The 15,442-nt window shown below is 68.2% G+C and carries 14 protein-coding genes; 6 read left to right on the top strand and 8 right to left on the bottom strand.

The window, feature by feature from the left end:
• The first annotated feature begins 27 nt into the window (after positions 1–27).
• The gene (locus AC07YH_RS00175) at positions 28–1,359 is read left to right on the top strand and encodes an ATP-binding protein (RefSeq protein WP_494744996.1); all 1,332 of its coding nucleotides are present in this window, start codon (positions 28–30) and stop codon (positions 1,357–1,359) included.
• A gap of 20 nt (positions 1,360–1,379) precedes the next feature.
• On the opposite strand, the gene AC07YH_RS00170 is transcribed toward AC07YH_RS00175, so the two are convergent.
• Both AC07YH_RS00170 and AC07YH_RS00165 read right to left on the bottom strand, forming a co-directional pair.
• Positions 1,380–1,667 (bottom strand): RNA-binding S4 domain-containing protein, encoded by a 288-nt coding sequence (locus AC07YH_RS00170; RefSeq protein WP_494744995.1) that lies wholly within the window; start codon positions 1,665–1,667, stop codon positions 1,380–1,382.
• Positions 1,664–4,210 (bottom strand): helicase-related protein, encoded by a 2,547-nt coding sequence (locus AC07YH_RS00165; protein WP_494744994.1) that lies wholly within the window; start codon positions 4,208–4,210, stop codon positions 1,664–1,666. The genes AC07YH_RS00170 and AC07YH_RS00165 overlap by 4 nt, the downstream gene beginning before the upstream one ends.
• Before the next feature lie 93 nt (positions 4,211–4,303).
• Here AC07YH_RS00165 and AC07YH_RS00160 point away from each other — a divergent pair, with 93 nt between their 5' ends.
• Positions 4,304–4,912, top strand: coding sequence for a hypothetical protein (locus tag AC07YH_RS00160; protein WP_494744993.1), 609 nt, complete (start codon positions 4,304–4,306; stop codon positions 4,910–4,912).
• A 24-nt stretch (positions 4,913–4,936) separates the two neighbouring features.
• Here the strand turns inward: AC07YH_RS00160 and AC07YH_RS00155 are convergent, their stop codons facing one another.
• Positions 4,937–6,568, bottom strand: coding sequence for an amidohydrolase (locus tag AC07YH_RS00155; RefSeq protein WP_494744992.1), 1,632 nt, complete (start codon positions 6,566–6,568; stop codon positions 4,937–4,939).
• An 83-nt stretch (positions 6,569–6,651) separates the two neighbouring features.
• On the opposite strand from AC07YH_RS00155, the gene AC07YH_RS00150 reads away from it, so the two are divergent.
• Positions 6,652–7,230 carry a methylated-DNA--[protein]-cysteine S-methyltransferase gene (locus AC07YH_RS00150; RefSeq protein WP_494744991.1) on the top strand — a complete coding sequence of 193 codons (579 nt, stop codon included), beginning with the start codon at positions 6,652–6,654 and terminating at the stop codon, positions 7,228–7,230.
• Between the two features lie 294 nt (positions 7,231–7,524).
• Here AC07YH_RS00150 and AC07YH_RS00145 read toward each other — a convergent pair whose 3' ends face one another.
• The gene (locus tag AC07YH_RS00145; protein ID WP_494744990.1) at positions 7,525–8,010 is read right to left on the bottom strand and encodes a DUF3617 domain-containing protein; all 486 of its coding nucleotides are present in this window, start codon (positions 8,008–8,010) and stop codon (positions 7,525–7,527) included.
• 266 nt (positions 8,011–8,276) lie between these two features.
• Between AC07YH_RS00145 and rpmB the strand changes: the two genes are divergently transcribed.
• The 3 genes from rpmB to AC07YH_RS00130 all read left to right on the top strand — a co-directional run bounded on the left by rpmB (position 8,277) and on the right by AC07YH_RS00130 (position 11,264).
• Positions 8,277–8,576, top strand: a complete 300-nt coding sequence (gene rpmB, locus AC07YH_RS00140; protein WP_494744989.1) for a 50S ribosomal protein L28 — start codon at positions 8,277–8,279, stop codon at positions 8,574–8,576.
• A 177-nt stretch (positions 8,577–8,753) separates the two neighbouring features.
• A complete protein-coding gene (locus tag AC07YH_RS00135) occupies positions 8,754–9,794 on the top strand; it encodes a bifunctional nicotinamide-nucleotide adenylyltransferase/Nudix hydroxylase (protein WP_494744988.1) in 1,041 nt (346 codons plus the stop codon).
• A gap of 81 nt (positions 9,795–9,875) precedes the next feature.
• On the top strand, positions 9,876–11,264 hold the full coding sequence (locus AC07YH_RS00130; RefSeq protein WP_494744987.1) for a nicotinate phosphoribosyltransferase: 1,389 nt from the start codon (positions 9,876–9,878) through the stop codon (positions 11,262–11,264).
• A 73-nt stretch (positions 11,265–11,337) separates the two neighbouring features.
• On the opposite strand, the gene AC07YH_RS00125 is transcribed toward AC07YH_RS00130, so the two are convergent.
• The 4 genes from AC07YH_RS00125 to cobT form a co-directional block, all read right to left on the bottom strand.
• On the bottom strand, positions 11,338–11,637 hold the full coding sequence (locus tag AC07YH_RS00125; RefSeq protein ID WP_494744986.1) for a hypothetical protein: 300 nt from the start codon (positions 11,635–11,637) through the stop codon (positions 11,338–11,340).
• Positions 11,638–11,891: 254 nt separating this feature from the next.
• Positions 11,892–12,203 carry a hypothetical protein gene (locus tag AC07YH_RS00120; RefSeq protein WP_494744985.1) on the bottom strand — a complete coding sequence of 104 codons (312 nt, stop codon included), beginning with the start codon at positions 12,201–12,203 and terminating at the stop codon, positions 11,892–11,894.
• A 208-nt stretch (positions 12,204–12,411) separates the two neighbouring features.
• Positions 12,412–13,512, bottom strand: a complete 1,101-nt coding sequence (locus AC07YH_RS00115) for an esterase-like activity of phytase family protein (protein WP_494744984.1) — start codon at positions 13,510–13,512, stop codon at positions 12,412–12,414.
• Entirely contained in the window at positions 13,509–15,434 is a 1,926-nt protein-coding gene (cobT, locus tag AC07YH_RS00110; RefSeq protein ID WP_494744983.1) for a cobaltochelatase subunit CobT, read from the bottom strand. Before cobT ends, AC07YH_RS00115 begins: the two co-directional genes overlap by 4 nt.
• Positions 15,435–15,442: the final 8 nt, after the last annotated feature.

The raw sequence follows: 15,442 nt of genomic DNA, 5'->3' as shown, positions 1-15,442 counted from the left end.
CGCCGCCGGCTTCGTTAGCCTCGCGGCATGACACTGACGGTGCGCAAGGTTCTGGGCCGCTCTCGCGGCTTCGTGGGGCGATCCATCTGGGTGGTGGTCGCCATCGTGCTGCTGCAGCTGTGCGCCAGCGTGGCCTTCTACAGCGCCATCGATCGCCAGACCCTGCGCGAGGACCACGCCCGGCGGATCGGCGAGCTGCTGGTCGTCGGCGAGCGGGTCGCCAAGCTGGGCCAGGCCGATTTCGACAAGGTCATGACCTCGCACTACATGGAGGCCGAGGTCGTGGCCCTGCCGCCGGAAGGGCCGCCGGTCACGCGCGACCAAGCCGCCGAGGCTGGCGCCATCGCCGACTATGTCCGCCAGTGGGAGCCGATCCTGGCCAACCGGCCGCTGCGCCTGTGGTCCGAGAGCCGCCCCGAGGGCGGCCGCGACCTGGTCGGCGTCATGGGGCTGGAGGACGGCCGCTGGCTGACCTTCCGCTCGCGCAACTTCCCCCGGCCCTGGCCGATCGCCCTGCGCGCTGTGGCCACGACCCTGGTCTTCTCCTTGGTCTGCGTGGCCCTAGGCGCCTACGCCCTGCGCCAGCTGGGCGAGCCTTTGCGCCGTCTGACCCAGGCGTCGCGTCACGTCGGCGAGGCGCCGCCGTCGCCGATCGTGGTCGAGGGGCCCAACGACATCGTCGAGCTGGGGCGGGCCTTCAACGACATGCAGCGCCGCATCGCCGGGCTGATCGAGGACCAGGCCAAGGCGATGGAGGCGCTCAGCCACGACCTGCGCACGCCCTTGGCCCGCATGACCCTGGCGGCGGACTATATCGAGCCCGACGACATCAAGGCGCTGATCTCTGACAATGTCGGCGAGCTGGACGCGATGCTGAAGTCGCTGGCCGACTGGCTGCGCGCCCAGCACTCGGCCAGCACCGCCGAGGTCGTCGATCTGCCCTCGCTGATCCAGGGGATCACGGCCCGCTGGCCGGACGCCGTGCGCTACGAGGGCGGCCAGAGCCTGGAGGTCATCACCCATCGCGGCCCGCTGGAGCAGGCGCTGATCCGCCTCATCGACAACGCCGTGCGCTTCGGCGGGCAAGCCAGGGTGCGGCTGATCGACGGTCCGGACGGCCCGCTGATCGAGGTGCTGGACCAGGGGCCGGGCCTGACCGCCGACGCCATGGCGCGGATCTACGAGCCGTTCTTCCGGGGCGATGCGGCGCGGGCGCGCGATACCGGCGGGTTCGGTCTGGGCATCCCGACGGCTGAGCGGCTGATCAAGCGGTTTGGCGGCAAGCTGGTGATCGGCAACCGCGAGGGCGGCGGGGTCAGCGCGAGGATTTGGCCGCCTCTCCCAACCCCTCTCTCATAGAGAGAGGGTATCAAGGGGCGCTACCCCTCCACCGCCTCATACAGCCCGCGCGCCTCGGTCGCCGGACCTCGTCGTTCGCCGCAGTCCAGCACCCGCACGGCGATCAGGCGGCCGCCTAACCCGAAGACCACCAGGTCGCCAGGCTTCAGCGTTCGCGACGGCTTGTCCACCCGGCTTTCCGCGCCTGAGCGCGTCAGACGGATCCGCCCTTCGTCGACGAACTTCGCCGCCAGGGAGCGGGTCTTGAAGAACCTCGCCCGCCACAGCCAGACATCCGCGCGGACGCTTTCGCCATGGGTGTCTGTCATGACGCGGCCTTCTGGGTGGCGGACTTCTTGCGGCGGGGCTTCTTCCGTCTCGGCGGCGGCTCGGTCAGCTTGGCCAAGGCGGCGAACGGCGAGTCGGGGCGCGCCTTGACCGGCTTCTGCTCCAGCTTGGCGGCGCCGCGACGTTTCCAGACGATCGGCTGGTCGGGCTTGGCGCGGATGGCGGGGGTGTAGTCGAGCGCCCGCAGGACGCTGGAGGCCTGCTTGGCGGTCCAGCCCAGCTTTTCCAGCGCCTTGTCGGTCAGCACCACGCCGCCGTGCTGCTGCTCTGCGCGCAACAGGCCGTCCAGCTCTTCCAGCGTCTCCACCGGGATGCTGAAGCCGGCCACGGCGCGCAGGCCGCTGGCCGACAACTCGCGGGCCGACGGCGCGGGCGAGGGCAGGGGCTCCAGGGTCGTCAGCGCCCCGCGCCAACCGGTCGGGTTCAGGGCGCGGGCGCAGGCGATGGCCTCGGCCTTGATCGCGCCGGGGCAGTAGAGGCTGAACGCGCCGATCCGCACGCCCAGGCCCTTGAGGGTGCGGCGCTCGGCCTGGCTCAACGCCTTCAGCTCCGGATCGACCGGCCGCTTGTCCAGCACGCCGCCGGCTTCCAGCAGGCGGTGGGCGATGCCGCGTGGCAGGCCCTTCAGCTCGCCGCCGCCCAGGGCGCGCTCAAGCTTGCGCAGCGGGGCCAGTTGGGTGTCGACCTGGCTGGCCAGGAAGGCGTCCAGCCGCCGCTCGGCCCGCTCGCGCACGGCGGCGGGACCCAGTTCGCCCAACAGGCGGGCGCGGGGCGACAGCAGGGGCAGGTCGCGACGCACGGCCCCGGCCGCCTCGCCGCGCCACAGGATCGCGCCGTCGGGCGTCAGGGCGAAGGCGTCGTCGGCTTCGCTGGCCAGCAGGCCCAGGCGCTTGGCGATCTCGGGCCCGACCGCGCGCTGGGCGGCGTTGCGCAGGGCCTTCTCCTCCAGGGGCGAGGCGGCCTTGACCGGGGTGAAGGCCACGCCCGCCAGATGGCCGACCACATGGCCCTCGACCGTCACCTCGCCGTCCTGGCCGACGCCGGCATAGAGGGTCTCGCGCTCGCCCAGCTGCTTCATCAGCACGCTGGTGCGGCGGTCGATGAACCGCGCCATCAGCTTTTCGTGCAGGGTGTCGCTGATCCGGTCCTCCAACTGGCGGGTCAGGCCTTGCCAGTGGGCGGGGTTCCCCACCCAGTCGGGGCGGTTGGCGATGTAGCTGAGCGTGCGCACGCCCGACAGGCGGCCGGCCAGGCTGTCGATCTCGCCGTCGACGCGGTCCAGCGCCTTGTACTGGCTGTTGATCCAGTCCTCGGGCAGGCGCTTGCGGCCGGTGGTCAGGTCGTCGAACAGGGTGCGCGCCATGCGCTGGTGGTCGTCGTCGGTGGTCTTGCGGAAGTCCGGCGTCTGGCAGACGTCCCAGAGACGCAGCAGGGCCGAGCGGTCGGTCTTGCAGCGCTTGATGACGTCTTCCTGCTGAGCCAGGGCCCGCAGGGTGCGCTCGTCCAGCGCCTCCTGCGACAGCGACAGGCCATTGCGCTTGGGCGTCTCGTTTAGCGAGCGCAGCAGGCCCGGCAGCGAGCCGAAGTCTAGCCGCGGGTTGCGCCACTCGGCCTGGGTGATCGGCTCGAAGGTGTGGCTCTCGACGGCCTCGACCAGATCTTCGTCGATCTCCTCGCAGTCGCCAGTGACGCCGAAGGTGCCGTCACGAGTGTAGCGGCCCGCCCGGCCGGCGATCTGGCCGACCTCCTGCGGATAGAGCCAGCGGGTGCGCTTGCCGTCGAACTTGCGCAGGCCGGCGAAGGCCACGTGGTCGACGTCCATGTTCAGGCCCATGCCGATGGCGTCGGTGGCCACCAGGAAGTCGACCTCGCCGGACTGGTAGAGCGCGACCTGGGCGTTGCGGGTGCGGGGGCTCAAGCTCCCCATCACGACCGCCGCGCCGCCGCGCTGACGGCGGATCAGCTCGGCGATGGCGTAGACCGCGTCGGTGGAGAAGGCGACGATGGCGCTGCGGCGGGGCAGGCGGGTCAGCTTCTTGGAGCCGGCGTAGGAGAGGTTGCTGAACCGCTCGCGTCCGACGATCTCGGCGTCCGGCAGCAGGCGGCGGACCAGCGGGGCCATGGTGCCCGCGCCCAGGAACATGGTCTCGAACTTGCCGCGCGCATGCAGCAGGCGGTGGGTGAAGATGTGGCCGCGCTCGGGATCGGCGCACAGCTGGATTTCGTCGACGGCCAGGAACTCGACCTCGCGGGCCAGCGGCATGGCCTCGACCGTGCAGACGAAATAGGTCGCGCGCGGCGGGGTGATCTTCTCCTCGCCGGTGATCAGGGCCACCGAGGCCTTGCCGCGCAGCTTGACGATCCGGTCGTAAATCTCGCGCGCCAGCAGTCGCAGCGGCAGGCCGATCATGCCCGAGCCATGGGCCAGCATCCGCTCGACGGCCAGGTGGGTCTTGCCGGTGTTGGTCGGGCCCAGGACCGCGGTCAGCTTCGAAGGGGCCAGGCCGGTCGAACGGTCACTCATGGTCCAAAGGTGGGGCGGGAATCGTGGGGAGGCAAGTTGCTGGAAGGATGAAGCGCCACCTGCAATGTTGGCGAGAATGTCGGGGGGACTCGCATGAGTAAGAGGGCGGTGCCTTGGTGGGCGGGGATATTTGCGGGCGGTGTAGCGGCCGTGGTCGCAATGACTGTCGGCTATTGGTGGGAGATCGTTACGTGGCTAGTAGCCTTCGAAAAGCTAGCCAGTTGGGCGCAAGCATTTGGGGCGGTGGTAGCGATTTGGGCCGGCTTCAGGCTGGCCAGCCTAGAAGCTAGGCGTGCGCGTGAAGAAATTGTGGAGGCCCGCCGACTACAGCGCTTGGATGTTCGTGTAGCAGCTTTTGCTGCCGTTTCCGCAGCTCTAGAACGGGTAAAGCTCAATAGGGAAGCCCTGTATGATGCTGGGGGGCAACACATTGGGCAACTAAAATATTGCCGAAAGGCAATAAATCTTGAGATAGATCATCTAAAAAGTATAGCGATTTCAAATGTTGGAAGTCAGTCATTTATAAATAATTATCAGGCATTTGTAACTATTATGACTGAAATTATCGACTATGTCGATGGGCAGATTGTAGAGATATCATCTGAAGTTGATGGTGCAATTGCTTGGGATTCCTTTTTGGTGGAATATGATATCGTATGCGCAGAGTTAGATGGCCGTCTTATTAAGATGAGTGACGCATAACGGAAACTCTCTGAGGAAATAGAACTACCGCGCGAACACCACCTTGCCGTCCACCACGGTCAGCACCGGCTGGGCGGTCAGGATCTCCTTGGGCTCCACCGTCATGAAGTCCTTGTCGAAGGCGGTCAGGTCGGCCTTCTTGCCGGCTTCCAGCGTGCCCAGCTCCTTGTCGCGGAACACGGCGTAGGCGGGCGCCAGGGTCAGCATCTTCAGGGCCTCGGCGCGGGTGACGGCTTCTTCCAGGTGCCAGTCGGCGTTGGCGAAGCCGTCCAGGCTGTGGCGGTAGACGGCGGCGTAGAACTCGATGCGCGGGTCGCCGACCTCGACCGGGGCGTCCGAGCCGGCGGCCACCACGACGCCGGCCTTCAGGAAGTCCTTCCAGCGATAGCCTTCGTGCAGGCGGGCTTGGCCCAGGCGGGCGGGGGCGAAATAGAGGTCGCCGATGGCGTGGCTGGGCTGCATCGAGGCGATGACCCCCAGCTTGGCGAAGCGCGGCACGTCGGTGTCGGCGACGATCTGCGAGTGCTCGATGCGCCAGCGGGCCTTGGCGTCGCCGCCCAGGCTCTGCTCGAACCAGTCCAGGGTCATGCGGTTGCCGCGGTCGCCGATGGCGTGCATGGCGACCTGGGCGTTCACCGCCTTGGCCTGCTTCATCAGGGCCAGGCCCTTGTCCTGCGGGGTGAGCTGCAGGCCCAGGCCCTCGGCGTCGCTGTAGGGTTCAAGGAGCGCCGCGCCGCGCGAGCCCAGGGCGCCGTCCATATAGAGCTTGATGCCGCGCACCCGGATCAGACCGGTCGAGTCGGTCTGCGGGCCTTTCGCCAGCACCTCGGCCGCGCCGCTGGGGTCCATGTAGTTGTCGACGCGGATGTGGAAATTGCCCTTGGCCGCCTCGTCGCGCAGCAGGGCCAGGTCGGGGCCCATGACGCTCATATTGTCGAGCCCCGTCCAGCCACGCGAGGCGTAGAGCTGGCCGGCCTTGCGCAGGGCCTCGCGGACCAGGGCCTCGCTGGGCGGCGGGATGACCTCCTTCACCAGCTCCTGGGCGTGGTCGATCAGCATGCCGTCGGGCTGGCCGTCGGCGCCCATCAGGATCTTGCCGCCGGCCGGGGCGGTGGTGGTCGCGGTGACGCCGGCCTTGGCCAGGGCGGCGCTGGAGGCGACGCTGGCGTGGCCGTCCGAGCGGCCCAGCACGATGATCCGGCCCGGCGCGGCGGCGTCCAGGTCGGCCTTGGTCGGGAAGCGCTTCTCGGGCCAGTGGGTCTCGATCCAGCCCCGGCCATAGATCGCGCCCTCGGGATGGGCGGCGGCATAGGCCTTCACCGTGGCCACCAGCTCGGCCAGCGACTTGGTCTGGTCGAGATTGAGCGTCAGTTCGCGCAGGCCGATGCCGGTCAGGTGGGCGTGGGCGTCGACGAAGCCCGGATAGGCGGCCGCGCCCTTCAGGTCGATGTCCTTGGCGTCCTTGGCGGCCTTGCTCTTGGCCGTGGCCAGATCGCCGACGAACAGGATCTTGTCGTCGCGCAGCAGCACCGCCTGGGCGGTCGGCTTGGCCTCGACGCCGGTGTGGATCGGGCCGCCGTGGATGAGGATGTCGCCGGCATGAGCGGTCGAAAGCGAGGTCGCGGCCAGGAAGGCGGCGAGGACGAAACGGCGCAAGGTAAGTTCCCCCGGAACAGCAAGTTCCGGAAATCGTAAGGGCGGCCCCTCCCAAGTCGCAACAGGCCTGCTATTTTTTCGTCATGAGCGCCCAGCGTTTCACCTTTTTCGACACGATCATCGGCCGCTGCGGCATCGGCTGGGGCGCGAGCGGGCTGATCGGCCTGCAATTGCCGGAGAGCACGCCGGGCGCGGCCTGGGCGCGTCTGCGCAAGCGGTTCCCCGACGCGGTCGAGGCCGAGCCGTCCGCCGAGATCGAGGCGGTGATCGAGCGCATCCGCGACCTGCTGTCCGGCGGCAAGGACGACCTGGCCGACATTCCGCTCGACCTGGACGGCCAGCCGACCTTCAACCTGCGGGTCTACGAGATCGCCCGGGCCATCACGCCGGGCGAAACCTCGACCTATGGCGAGGTGGCGAAGGCCATGGGCGAGCCGGGCGCGGCGCGGGCCGTCGGCAAGGCCCTGGGTGAAAATCCCTGGCCGATCGTGGTGCCCTGTCACCGTGTGCTGGGCGCGTCGGGCAAGAGCATGGGCGGCTTCTCGGCGCCGGGCGGGGCGGAGACCAAGGCCAAGCTGCTGACGATCGAGAAGGCGCGGACGGATGCGGTTCCGACGCTGTTTGATCTGGAGTTCTCGGTGGCGCCTCGGCGGGGGAGCTGAGGGACCGCAACCTCGTCCTTCGACAAGCTCAGGATGAGGTTTCTACTGAATCGCCCTCAAAATTAGTCCTCACCCCGAGCCTGTCGAAGGGCGAGGGCGGGCCCTGAGCGTCGCACATTCTGGGAAGCCAGGAACACCATCCGTCCACGCCTCTTAACGCGCGGTAACGCTTCCTCGAACAGGCGCGAAACGAATCAGGACCGAATCGGCGACGTTCGCCAATTCGGTGTTTGTTCCCTACAAGCTATTGTAGCTTAAAGCGGATTAACCACAAATCGGTTTCGCGAGGGGCGGCTACTTCGCCGCCGTATCCGCGGCTTTCTCCGCCGGCTTTTCTTCCGGCGCGCACTCGGCCGAGACGCGCTTGGCGTCCATGCTGCCGGCCAGGTTCATGCCGCTGATGGTCTTGAGGTGGATGTTCATCCGGAAGCTCTCGGGCGTGTACGTGCCTTCGGCCGACACCGGCGAGACGCGGTCCTTCTTGTCGGTCCAGGTGCCCTTCAGCTGGATCTTGCCGTCCTTGACCACATTGGTCGTGTAGTCGCAGCGATAGCGCTTGGTGCAGATGCCGCGCGAGAACTGCTCGGCGTCGGCGGGCTTGAGGCACTTGCTCTCGCTGCTAACCGGAATGACGCCGACCTTGTAGTCGTACTCCCACTGGCCGGGGAGAATCGTGGACTTGGCGGAAGAGGCCGCCGCCGCGCGGATCACGGGCTGGGCCAGGACGGCGCCCCCCGCGGCGAGCACCAGAACAGAAGCGGCGAGGGCGGTCGAACGCATGCGGCGGGTCTCCTTCATACCGCTCTTATATAGAGTGGCATATGAACCGTGCTTGAAGGCGGAGGTTGGGCGGCGGGTTCCTCGACGCAAGAGAGACGCGCCCGGGGCGTTTGCGCCAGACCCGCCTTGACTCATGGGCGGCCCTTCGCCTATATCGCCCGCTCTCGCGCGGTCGGCCTGGTCCAACCGTGTGTCCGAATTCATATCTTATCGGAACCAGGCTCTTCATCGAGCCAGACGGTTTCGCCCAAGCCAAGGTAACCACCATGTCGCGCCGTTGCGAACTTACCGGTATCGGTCCGATGGTCGGCCACAATGTGAGCCACTCGAACATCAAGACCAAGCGCCGCTTCCTGCCGGCCCTGTCGCCCGCCACGCTCCAGTCGGAGTCGCTGGGCCAGAGCTTCCGCCTGCGCATCAGCAACGCTGCTCTGCGTACGCTGGACTTCAAGGGCGGCCTGGACGTGTTCCTGCTGGGCGCCAAGGACGAGCAGCTGTCGCCGCGCGCCCTGAAGATCAAGTCGCAGGTCAAGGCCAAGGCCAAGGCCGTCGCGCAAGCCGCCTAAGCGGCTTTCGGCCTTTCCAAGGCTGATCTACGAAAGCCCGCCGGGGTCATTCCCGGCGGGCTTTTCGTCGTTCCCGCTTCAAGGCGTCGAATATGGGTTGAAAATCACTTATGCTCAAAGTTAGCATAAGCTCGTCGCTGGATAGACCGGCGGCGTCAACCAGCGTGAGGGAGCCTCATGCGCTACGACTATCTCGTCCTGATCGGACGCTTCCAGCCGTTTCACAACGGCCACTTGTCGGTGCTGAGCCACGCGCTGCGTCTGGCCGAAAAGGTCGTCGTCCTGGTCGGCAGCGCCGGCCAGCCGCGCACCACCCGCAATCCCTTCAACAGCAGCGAACGCGCCGTGATGATCCGCGCCGCCGCTGGCGACGAGGCCGGGCGGCTGATCGTCAAGCCGCTGCGCGACCGGCTCTATAACGAGACCGTCTGGGTCGCCGACGTCCAGCGCCTGGTCGTCGAGACGCTGGAAGCCGACGGCGCGGGTTCCGACGCCAAGATAGGTCTGATCGGCCGCGACAAGGACGGCGCGACCGGCGCCTATCTGGCCGCCTTCCCGCAATGGCCGCTGGTCGACGTGCAGCACACCGACGTGCTGTCGGCCACTGAGCTGCGCGCCTGGCTGTTCTCCGGCGAGACCGGCGCCCTGAGGCTGGTCGAGGCCAACACCCCGCCGGCGGTGTTCGAGATGCTGGAGGCCTTCCGCGCCGGCTCGCCCGCCTATGCCCAGCTGGCCCGCGAGGACGCCTTCATGCGGACCTATCGCCAGAGCTGGGCCGCCGCGCCCTATGCGCCGACCTTCGTCACCGCCGACTCGGTGGTCGTCCATTCCGGCCACGTGCTGCTGGTCCGTCGCCGGGCCGAGCCGGGCAAGGGGCTGTGGGCCCTGCCGGGCGGCTTCGTCGAGCAGGACGAGACCGTGCAGGCGGCCGCGATCCGCGAGCTGCAGGAAGAGACCCGCGTGAAGATCCCGCCGGCCGTGCTGCGCGGCTCGATCAAGGCTCGGCAGGTGTTCGATTATCCGGGCCGCTCGCTGCGGGGCCGCACGATCACCCACGCCTTCCACTTCGACTTCCCGACCGGCGACCTGCCCAAGGTCCGCGCCGCCGACGACGCCGATCGGGTCCGCTGGGTCCCGCTCAGCGAGGCGATGCTGATGGAGGAGCAGTTTTTCGAGGATCACTTCCACATCCTCGAGCACTTCGTCGGATCCGCTTAAGGGCGGCGCCTGACCTCAACCCCTTGTCACGCCGTCCCGATAGACGGGGCGGCCAGTCCTCCGCGTGAAGGAGCTTCCGCGATGTTCGACAACCTCGTCCTCAACACCGACAGCTACAAGGCCAGCCACTGGCTGCAATATCCGCCCGGGACCACCGGCGCCTTCTCGTATGTCGAGAGCCGGGGCGGGCGCTATGACCGCACGGTCTTCTTCGGCCTGCAGGCGATTTTGAAGAGCCAACTGGCTCAGCCCGTCACCCACGCCATGATCGACGAGGCCGCCGCGCTGCTGGCCCTGCACGGCGAGCCCTTCAACGAGGCTGGCTGGCGGCGGATCGTCGACGTCCATGGCGGCCGCCTGCCGGTGCGGATCCGCGCCGTGGCGGAGGGGACGGTCGTGCCGACCCACCAGGCGCTGATGACGATCGAGAGCACCGATCCGGAATGCTACTGGCTGCCGTCCTATCTGGAGACCCTGCTGCTGCGGGTCTGGTATCCGGTGACGGTCGCCACGATCAGCTGGCACGTGAAGCAGACGATCAAGGCGGCGCTGGAAGCGACGAGCGACAACGCCGCCGCCGAGCTGCCCTTCAAGCTGCACGACTTCGGGGCGCGGGGCGTCTCCAGCCAGGAATCGGCGGCCATCGGCGGCCTGGCGCACCTGGTGAACTTCCAGGGCAGCGACACGCTGAGCGCCGTGCTGGCCGGCCGCGCCTGGTACAACGAGCCGATGGCCGCCTTCTCGATCCCGGCCGCCGAGCACAGCACCATCACCAGCTGGGGCCGGCCGAACGAGGCCCTGGCCTATCGCAACATGCTGACCCGCTTCGGCAAGCCGGGCGCGCTGTTCTCGGTGGTGTCGGACAGCTACGACCTGTTCCATGCGGTGCGGAACCTGTGGGGCGGTGAGCTGAAGCAGGCGGTGATCGACAGCGGCGCGACCCTGGTGGTGCGACCCGACTCGGGCGACCCGGTCACGGTGGTGGCCGAGACGCTGAAGATTCTCGACGAGACCTTCGGTTCGACGGTGAACGGCAAGGGCTACAAGGTGCTGAACCACGTCCGGGTGATCCAGGGCGACGGGGTCAATCCGGTCAGCATCGCCGCCATCCTCGACCGCATCGTCGCCGACGGCTTCAGCGCCGAGAACCTGGCCTTCGGCATGGGTGGCGGCCTGTTGCAGCAGCTGGACCGCGACACCCAGAAGTTCGCCCTCAAGTGTTCGGCGGCCAAGGTCGATGGGCAGTGGATCGACGTCAGCAAGGACCCGGCGACCGATCCCGGCAAGCGCTCGAAGGCCGGGCGGCTGGCCTTGCTGGTCGATGAGGCGGGGGCTTACCGCACCGTGGCCCTGGCCGAGGGGCAGGCTGGCGAACCCGGCTGGCGCGACGCCATGGTCACGGTCTGGGAGGATGGGGCGCTGCTGGTCGACCAGACCCTGGCGGACATCCGCGCCCGCAGCGAGGCCTGAACAAGCAAAACCCGCCGCGACCTGTGCCGCGGCGGGTTTTGAACGCTTGGTACTGGGTAGGCTGCGTCAGCGCTTAGCGCGCGACGACGGCGCTCGAAGCCGGGTTGGCCGCGTTGTAGGCGGTCAGGGCCGGGTTGTTCATCTTGGCGACGGCGTCGTTGACCGAGGCGCGGATGCAGGCCGGGTACAGGTAGCCGGCGAGGGCTTCGCCACGGATGTCCTGCCAGCAGACGGTCGAGGCGGCCTTGACGATGTCGGCGCGAACTTCGGCGGCCGACTTGCCGGCGACCTTGACGCGGACTTCAGCGGCCGAAGCCGGAGCGGCGGCGAACAGGGCGATGGCCGAAGCGGCCAGAACGATGGAGCGGATCATAGTCGATGTTCCGAAAGGGGGTTGTGATCAACCACCTCCAGACGCGTTCCTCTGACGGCCCGTCCCCGGTCTATCGCCTGCTCAGCCCGTCGCGTTGCATATAGCAACGTTCTCGTGGGTTATCAACGATTATGTTGCGGCGCACCTAAGGTGGAGCTGAGCGGTTGTTTCGCGTGCGAACAACCGATTGCAGGCATGAAAAAGCCCGCGAAACCGAGGTTTCGCGGGCTCTGTCAGGATGCGCTGACCGCTGTTTAGCGGGTGGCGACCTTCACGAAATAGACGTCGCGGCCCTGGGCCTTGTCGTAGGCGATCAGGTCGCGGCTGTGGGCGCGGCTGATGGCGTCGCGGGCGACGTCGCGCACGCAGTAGGGGGCGATCTGGACGGCGTAGGGGTTGCCGACGAGGTCTTCCTGGCACAGCTGCTTGGCGGCCTGGACGATTTCGGCGTGCACGGTGGCGGTGTCGCGACCGGCGACCTTGACCTTGATTTCGCCGGCGCTGGCCGAGGTGGCGACGGTGGTGGCCATCAGGGCCGACAGAGCGATAACGAGCAGACGGATCATGTTGATAGTCCCGGAAAGGAGGTTGAGTTCAACCGCCTCCCGACGCGTTCCTCTGACGGTCGCAGGTTCTCGCCCTCGTCGCCCCGTCGAGGTCCTGTGTACGTGACACCGGTGTCTATTTCAATGGTCAAGTCGCAGATTGCGACAAAAAGTCCAATACAATCATATAGTTGGCAATGAAACCGTATCGTCCGTAACGAAACGGTTTTTAGCGCCGCCGAACAGGCTTGCGCGGCGGCTTGGGTGGCATCGGCTCGGGCAACGGCGGGGCCACCCAGTCGAAGGCCAGGAGCAGGGTGCGCTGGTTGTTGCTGACCGCGCCGTCGTCCGAGATCAGGTAGATGCGCGTCGAGCCGGCCGGGGCTCCCGCCGGCGCGCCCGTCAGGGACACGCCCTCGAAGTTGTCGCGCGGCATGGCGCCTTCGATGTGCAGGGCCGCCGACGTGCGTTGCTGGGCCAGCGGCTTGGTCGGGTCAGAGATGAACCGCACCACCGAGCGCCAGCCGCGCACGGGGTCATAGCCGCGATGCAGGGTGGCGACGGCCGCGCCCGCGAAGGGCGCGAAGCCCGTCAGACCCCAGGTGAAGTCCGGACCCGACTGCGGCGGCAGCGACTTGCAGTCGGCCGACAGCTTGCACAGCCACACCTCGCCCTCCTCGCCGCCGACGATGTAGGCGTCGGGACCGGCGGCCGGATAGGCCGAGATCGCCTCCATGCCCTCGTTGTCGGGGAAGATGGTGGCGGGCTTGGGCGCGGGGGCGGGCAGGCTCCAGGTCCCGTCGGGGCCGACGGCGTAGCGCCAGATGCGGTGGTCGCGCTCGAAGCTGACCAGACGGTCGCCGTTGGGCAGCACGGCCAGGCCCTCGGCGTCGGTGTGCTGCTTGTTCTGCAAGGCCTGGCCGTCCGGGCCCTTGAGCGGCCACAGCTTGGTCTCGGTCAGGCCGACCAGCTTGCCGGTAGCATCGAGCGCGACCTTGGCCTCGAAGACGTCGCCTTCGTCGCTGATCGCCGTCAGACGGCCGTCGCCGGTCACCGACAGGTCCGACAGGCCGTGCAGGCGCGAGGTGGTCGTGCTGGTCAGCCACAGGCCGCCGGCATAGGTGAAGCCGCCGCCGACATCGGTCTTGGCCGGGTTGGCGGCGTCCAGCGGCACGGGCGTGGCGGTGACGGTGATCTCCGGCCCGGCCTTCACGGGCGCGGGGGGCGTGGCGACCACGGGCGGCGGCGGTCTGCGCGGCGTGCACTGGGTCGCCATGCCGGACAGGCCGCCGATCATGCCGAAGGCGAGCGCGGCGCGCAGACCGATCACGCGGGGACCTTGCCGGTCTTCGGGGCTTGCGGCGTCACCACCGGCGGCGGAGCCAGCAGGCCGCGCGCGCGGGCGATCTGGCGCGGCTCTTCCTCGAACAGGGCCGCCAGCTGTTCGACCAGCACCCCGCCCAGTTGCTCGACATCGACGATGGTGACGGCGCGGCGATAGTAGCGCGTGACGTCGTGGCCGATGCCGATGGCGATCAGCTCCACGGGGCTCTTGCCCTCGATCTCACCGATGACCTGGCGCAAGTGACGCTCCAGATAGTGGCCCGAATTGACGCTCAGGGTGGAGTCGTCCACCGGCGCGCCATCGGAAATCACCATCAGAATGCGGCGGGCTTCGGGCCGGCCGATGATCCGCTGGTGCGCCCACATCAGGGCCTCGCCGTCGATGTTCTCCTTCAGGAGCCCCTCGCGCATCATCAGGCCCAGGTTCTTGCGAGCCCGGCGCCACGGGGAATCGGCGGCCTTGTAGATGATGTGGCGCAGGTCGTTCAGGCGGCCCGGCGCGGCGGGCTTGCCCTGCTTGATCCACTCGTCGCGGCTGGTGCCGCCCTTCCAGGCGCGGGTGGTGAAGCCCAGCACCTCGGTCTTGACGCCGCAGCGCTCCAGGGTGCGCGCCAGGATGTCGGCGCAGATCGCCGCCACCATGATCGGGCGGCCGCGCATCGAGCCGGAATTGTCGATCAGCAGGGTCACGACCGTGTCGCGGAACTCCTGATCCTCTTCCTGCTTGAAGGAGAGGGGGGCGGTCGGATCGATGATCACCCGCGTCAGGCGGGCGACGTCCAGCATCCCTTCCTCGAGATCGAACGTCCAGGCGCGGTTCTGCTGGGCCAGCAGGCGGCGCTGCAGCTTGTTGGCCAGGCGCGAGACGACGCTGGAGAGCGCCGACAGCTGCTGGTCCAGATAGGCGCGCAGCCGGGTCAGCTCCTCGGCGTCGCACAGGTCCTCGGCATCGACGACCTCGTCGTGGGCCGTGGTGAAGATCTTGTAGAGCGGCTCGCCGCCTTGGCTCGCGCCCGGATCGGGACGAGCGGGCTTGGCGCCGTCGCCCATCTCGGGCTGCTCGTCGCTCTCCTCGGGCTCGCCCTCTTGGTCCGACTGGACCATCTCCTCGTCGCCGGCCTCGGTCTCGCGGTCGGAGCTCTCGCTCTCCTGCGGGGACGAGCCCTCGGGCTGTTCGCCTTCGCCTTCGCCCTGATCCTCGTCGGAATTCTCGGTCGCGCCTTCCTCTTCGCCGTCGTCCTCGTCGGCGCTTTCGGTGGCGTCGGACATCTCTTCGCCGAGGTCCAGGTCGCGCAGGATCTCGCGGGTCACCCGGGCGAAGGCGGCCTGGTCGTCGATGGCGGCGGCCAGGCGGTCCAGGTCCTTGCCGGCCCGCATCTCGATGTCGTTGCGCAGGATGTCGACCAGGGCCTTGGCCCCGTCCGGCGGCGCATCGCCCGTCAGGCGCTCGCGGACCATCAGGCCCAGGATCTCGGCCATGGGCGCGGACTGGCGGTCGGTGGCGACGGCGCGGGTCAGGCCCTGCTTCTCCAGCCGCGCTTCGAGGGCGGCGGTGAGGTTGCCGCGCACGCCGCCCAGGGCGTTGGCGCCGATCGCTTCCAGACGCGCCTGCTCGATCGACTCGAAAGCCGCCTGGCCGTCAGGCGAGGAGGGGCGAGCGCGAGCGTGGGCTACGGGATCGTGGTGGGCCAGGCGCAGGGCCATCTGGTCGGCCAGGCCCCGGATGCGCGCGGCTTCCTTGGAATTAAGGTCGCGCGGCGGGTGCGGCAGGATCGCTCGCTTGCCGAGCAGCTGCGGGCCATCGCCCGAGAACACGACCTCGAGGTCGGGCGTCTCGGCGAGCGAGCGCGCGGCGTGCGCCAGGGCGCGCTTGAAGGGTTCGGTCGGGCTTTCGGGCTTGGAGGCCATGGCTTTCG

The organism is Caulobacter sp. GW456-12-1-14-TSB4, assembly GCF_059424195.1.
This window is presented reverse-complemented; position numbering and strand designations above follow the sequence as displayed.

Bases quoted from the DNA above. Each gene is read 5' to 3' on its own strand.
- AC07YH_RS00175 (WP_494744996.1), top strand. From the start codon at position 28: ATGACACTGACGGTGCGCAAGGTTCTGGGCCGCTCTCGCGGCTTCGTG.
- cobT (WP_494744983.1), bottom strand. From the start codon at position 15,434: ATGGCCTCCAAGCCCGAAAGCCCGACCGAACCCTTCAAGCGCGCCCTG.
- AC07YH_RS00125 (WP_494744986.1), bottom strand. From the start codon at position 11,637: ATGATCCGCTCCATCGTTCTGGCCGCTTCGGCCATCGCCCTGTTCGCC.
- AC07YH_RS00160 (WP_494744993.1), top strand. From the start codon at position 4,304: ATGAGTAAGAGGGCGGTGCCTTGGTGGGCGGGGATATTTGCGGGCGGT.
- AC07YH_RS00145 (WP_494744990.1), bottom strand. From the start codon at position 8,010: ATGCGTTCGACCGCCCTCGCCGCTTCTGTTCTGGTGCTCGCCGCGGGG.
- AC07YH_RS00120 (WP_494744985.1), bottom strand. From the start codon at position 12,203: ATGATCCGTCTGCTCGTTATCGCTCTGTCGGCCCTGATGGCCACCACC.
- AC07YH_RS00150 (WP_494744991.1), top strand. From the start codon at position 6,652: ATGAGCGCCCAGCGTTTCACCTTTTTCGACACGATCATCGGCCGCTGC.
- AC07YH_RS00165 (WP_494744994.1), bottom strand. From the start codon at position 4,210: ATGAGTGACCGTTCGACCGGCCTGGCCCCTTCGAAGCTGACCGCGGTC.
- AC07YH_RS00170 (WP_494744995.1), bottom strand. From the start codon at position 1,667: ATGACAGACACCCATGGCGAAAGCGTCCGCGCGGATGTCTGGCTGTGG.
- AC07YH_RS00130 (WP_494744987.1), top strand. From the start codon at position 9,876: ATGTTCGACAACCTCGTCCTCAACACCGACAGCTACAAGGCCAGCCAC.
- AC07YH_RS00135 (WP_494744988.1), top strand. From the start codon at position 8,754: ATGCGCTACGACTATCTCGTCCTGATCGGACGCTTCCAGCCGTTTCAC.
- rpmB (WP_494744989.1), top strand. From the start codon at position 8,277: ATGTCGCGCCGTTGCGAACTTACCGGTATCGGTCCGATGGTCGGCCAC.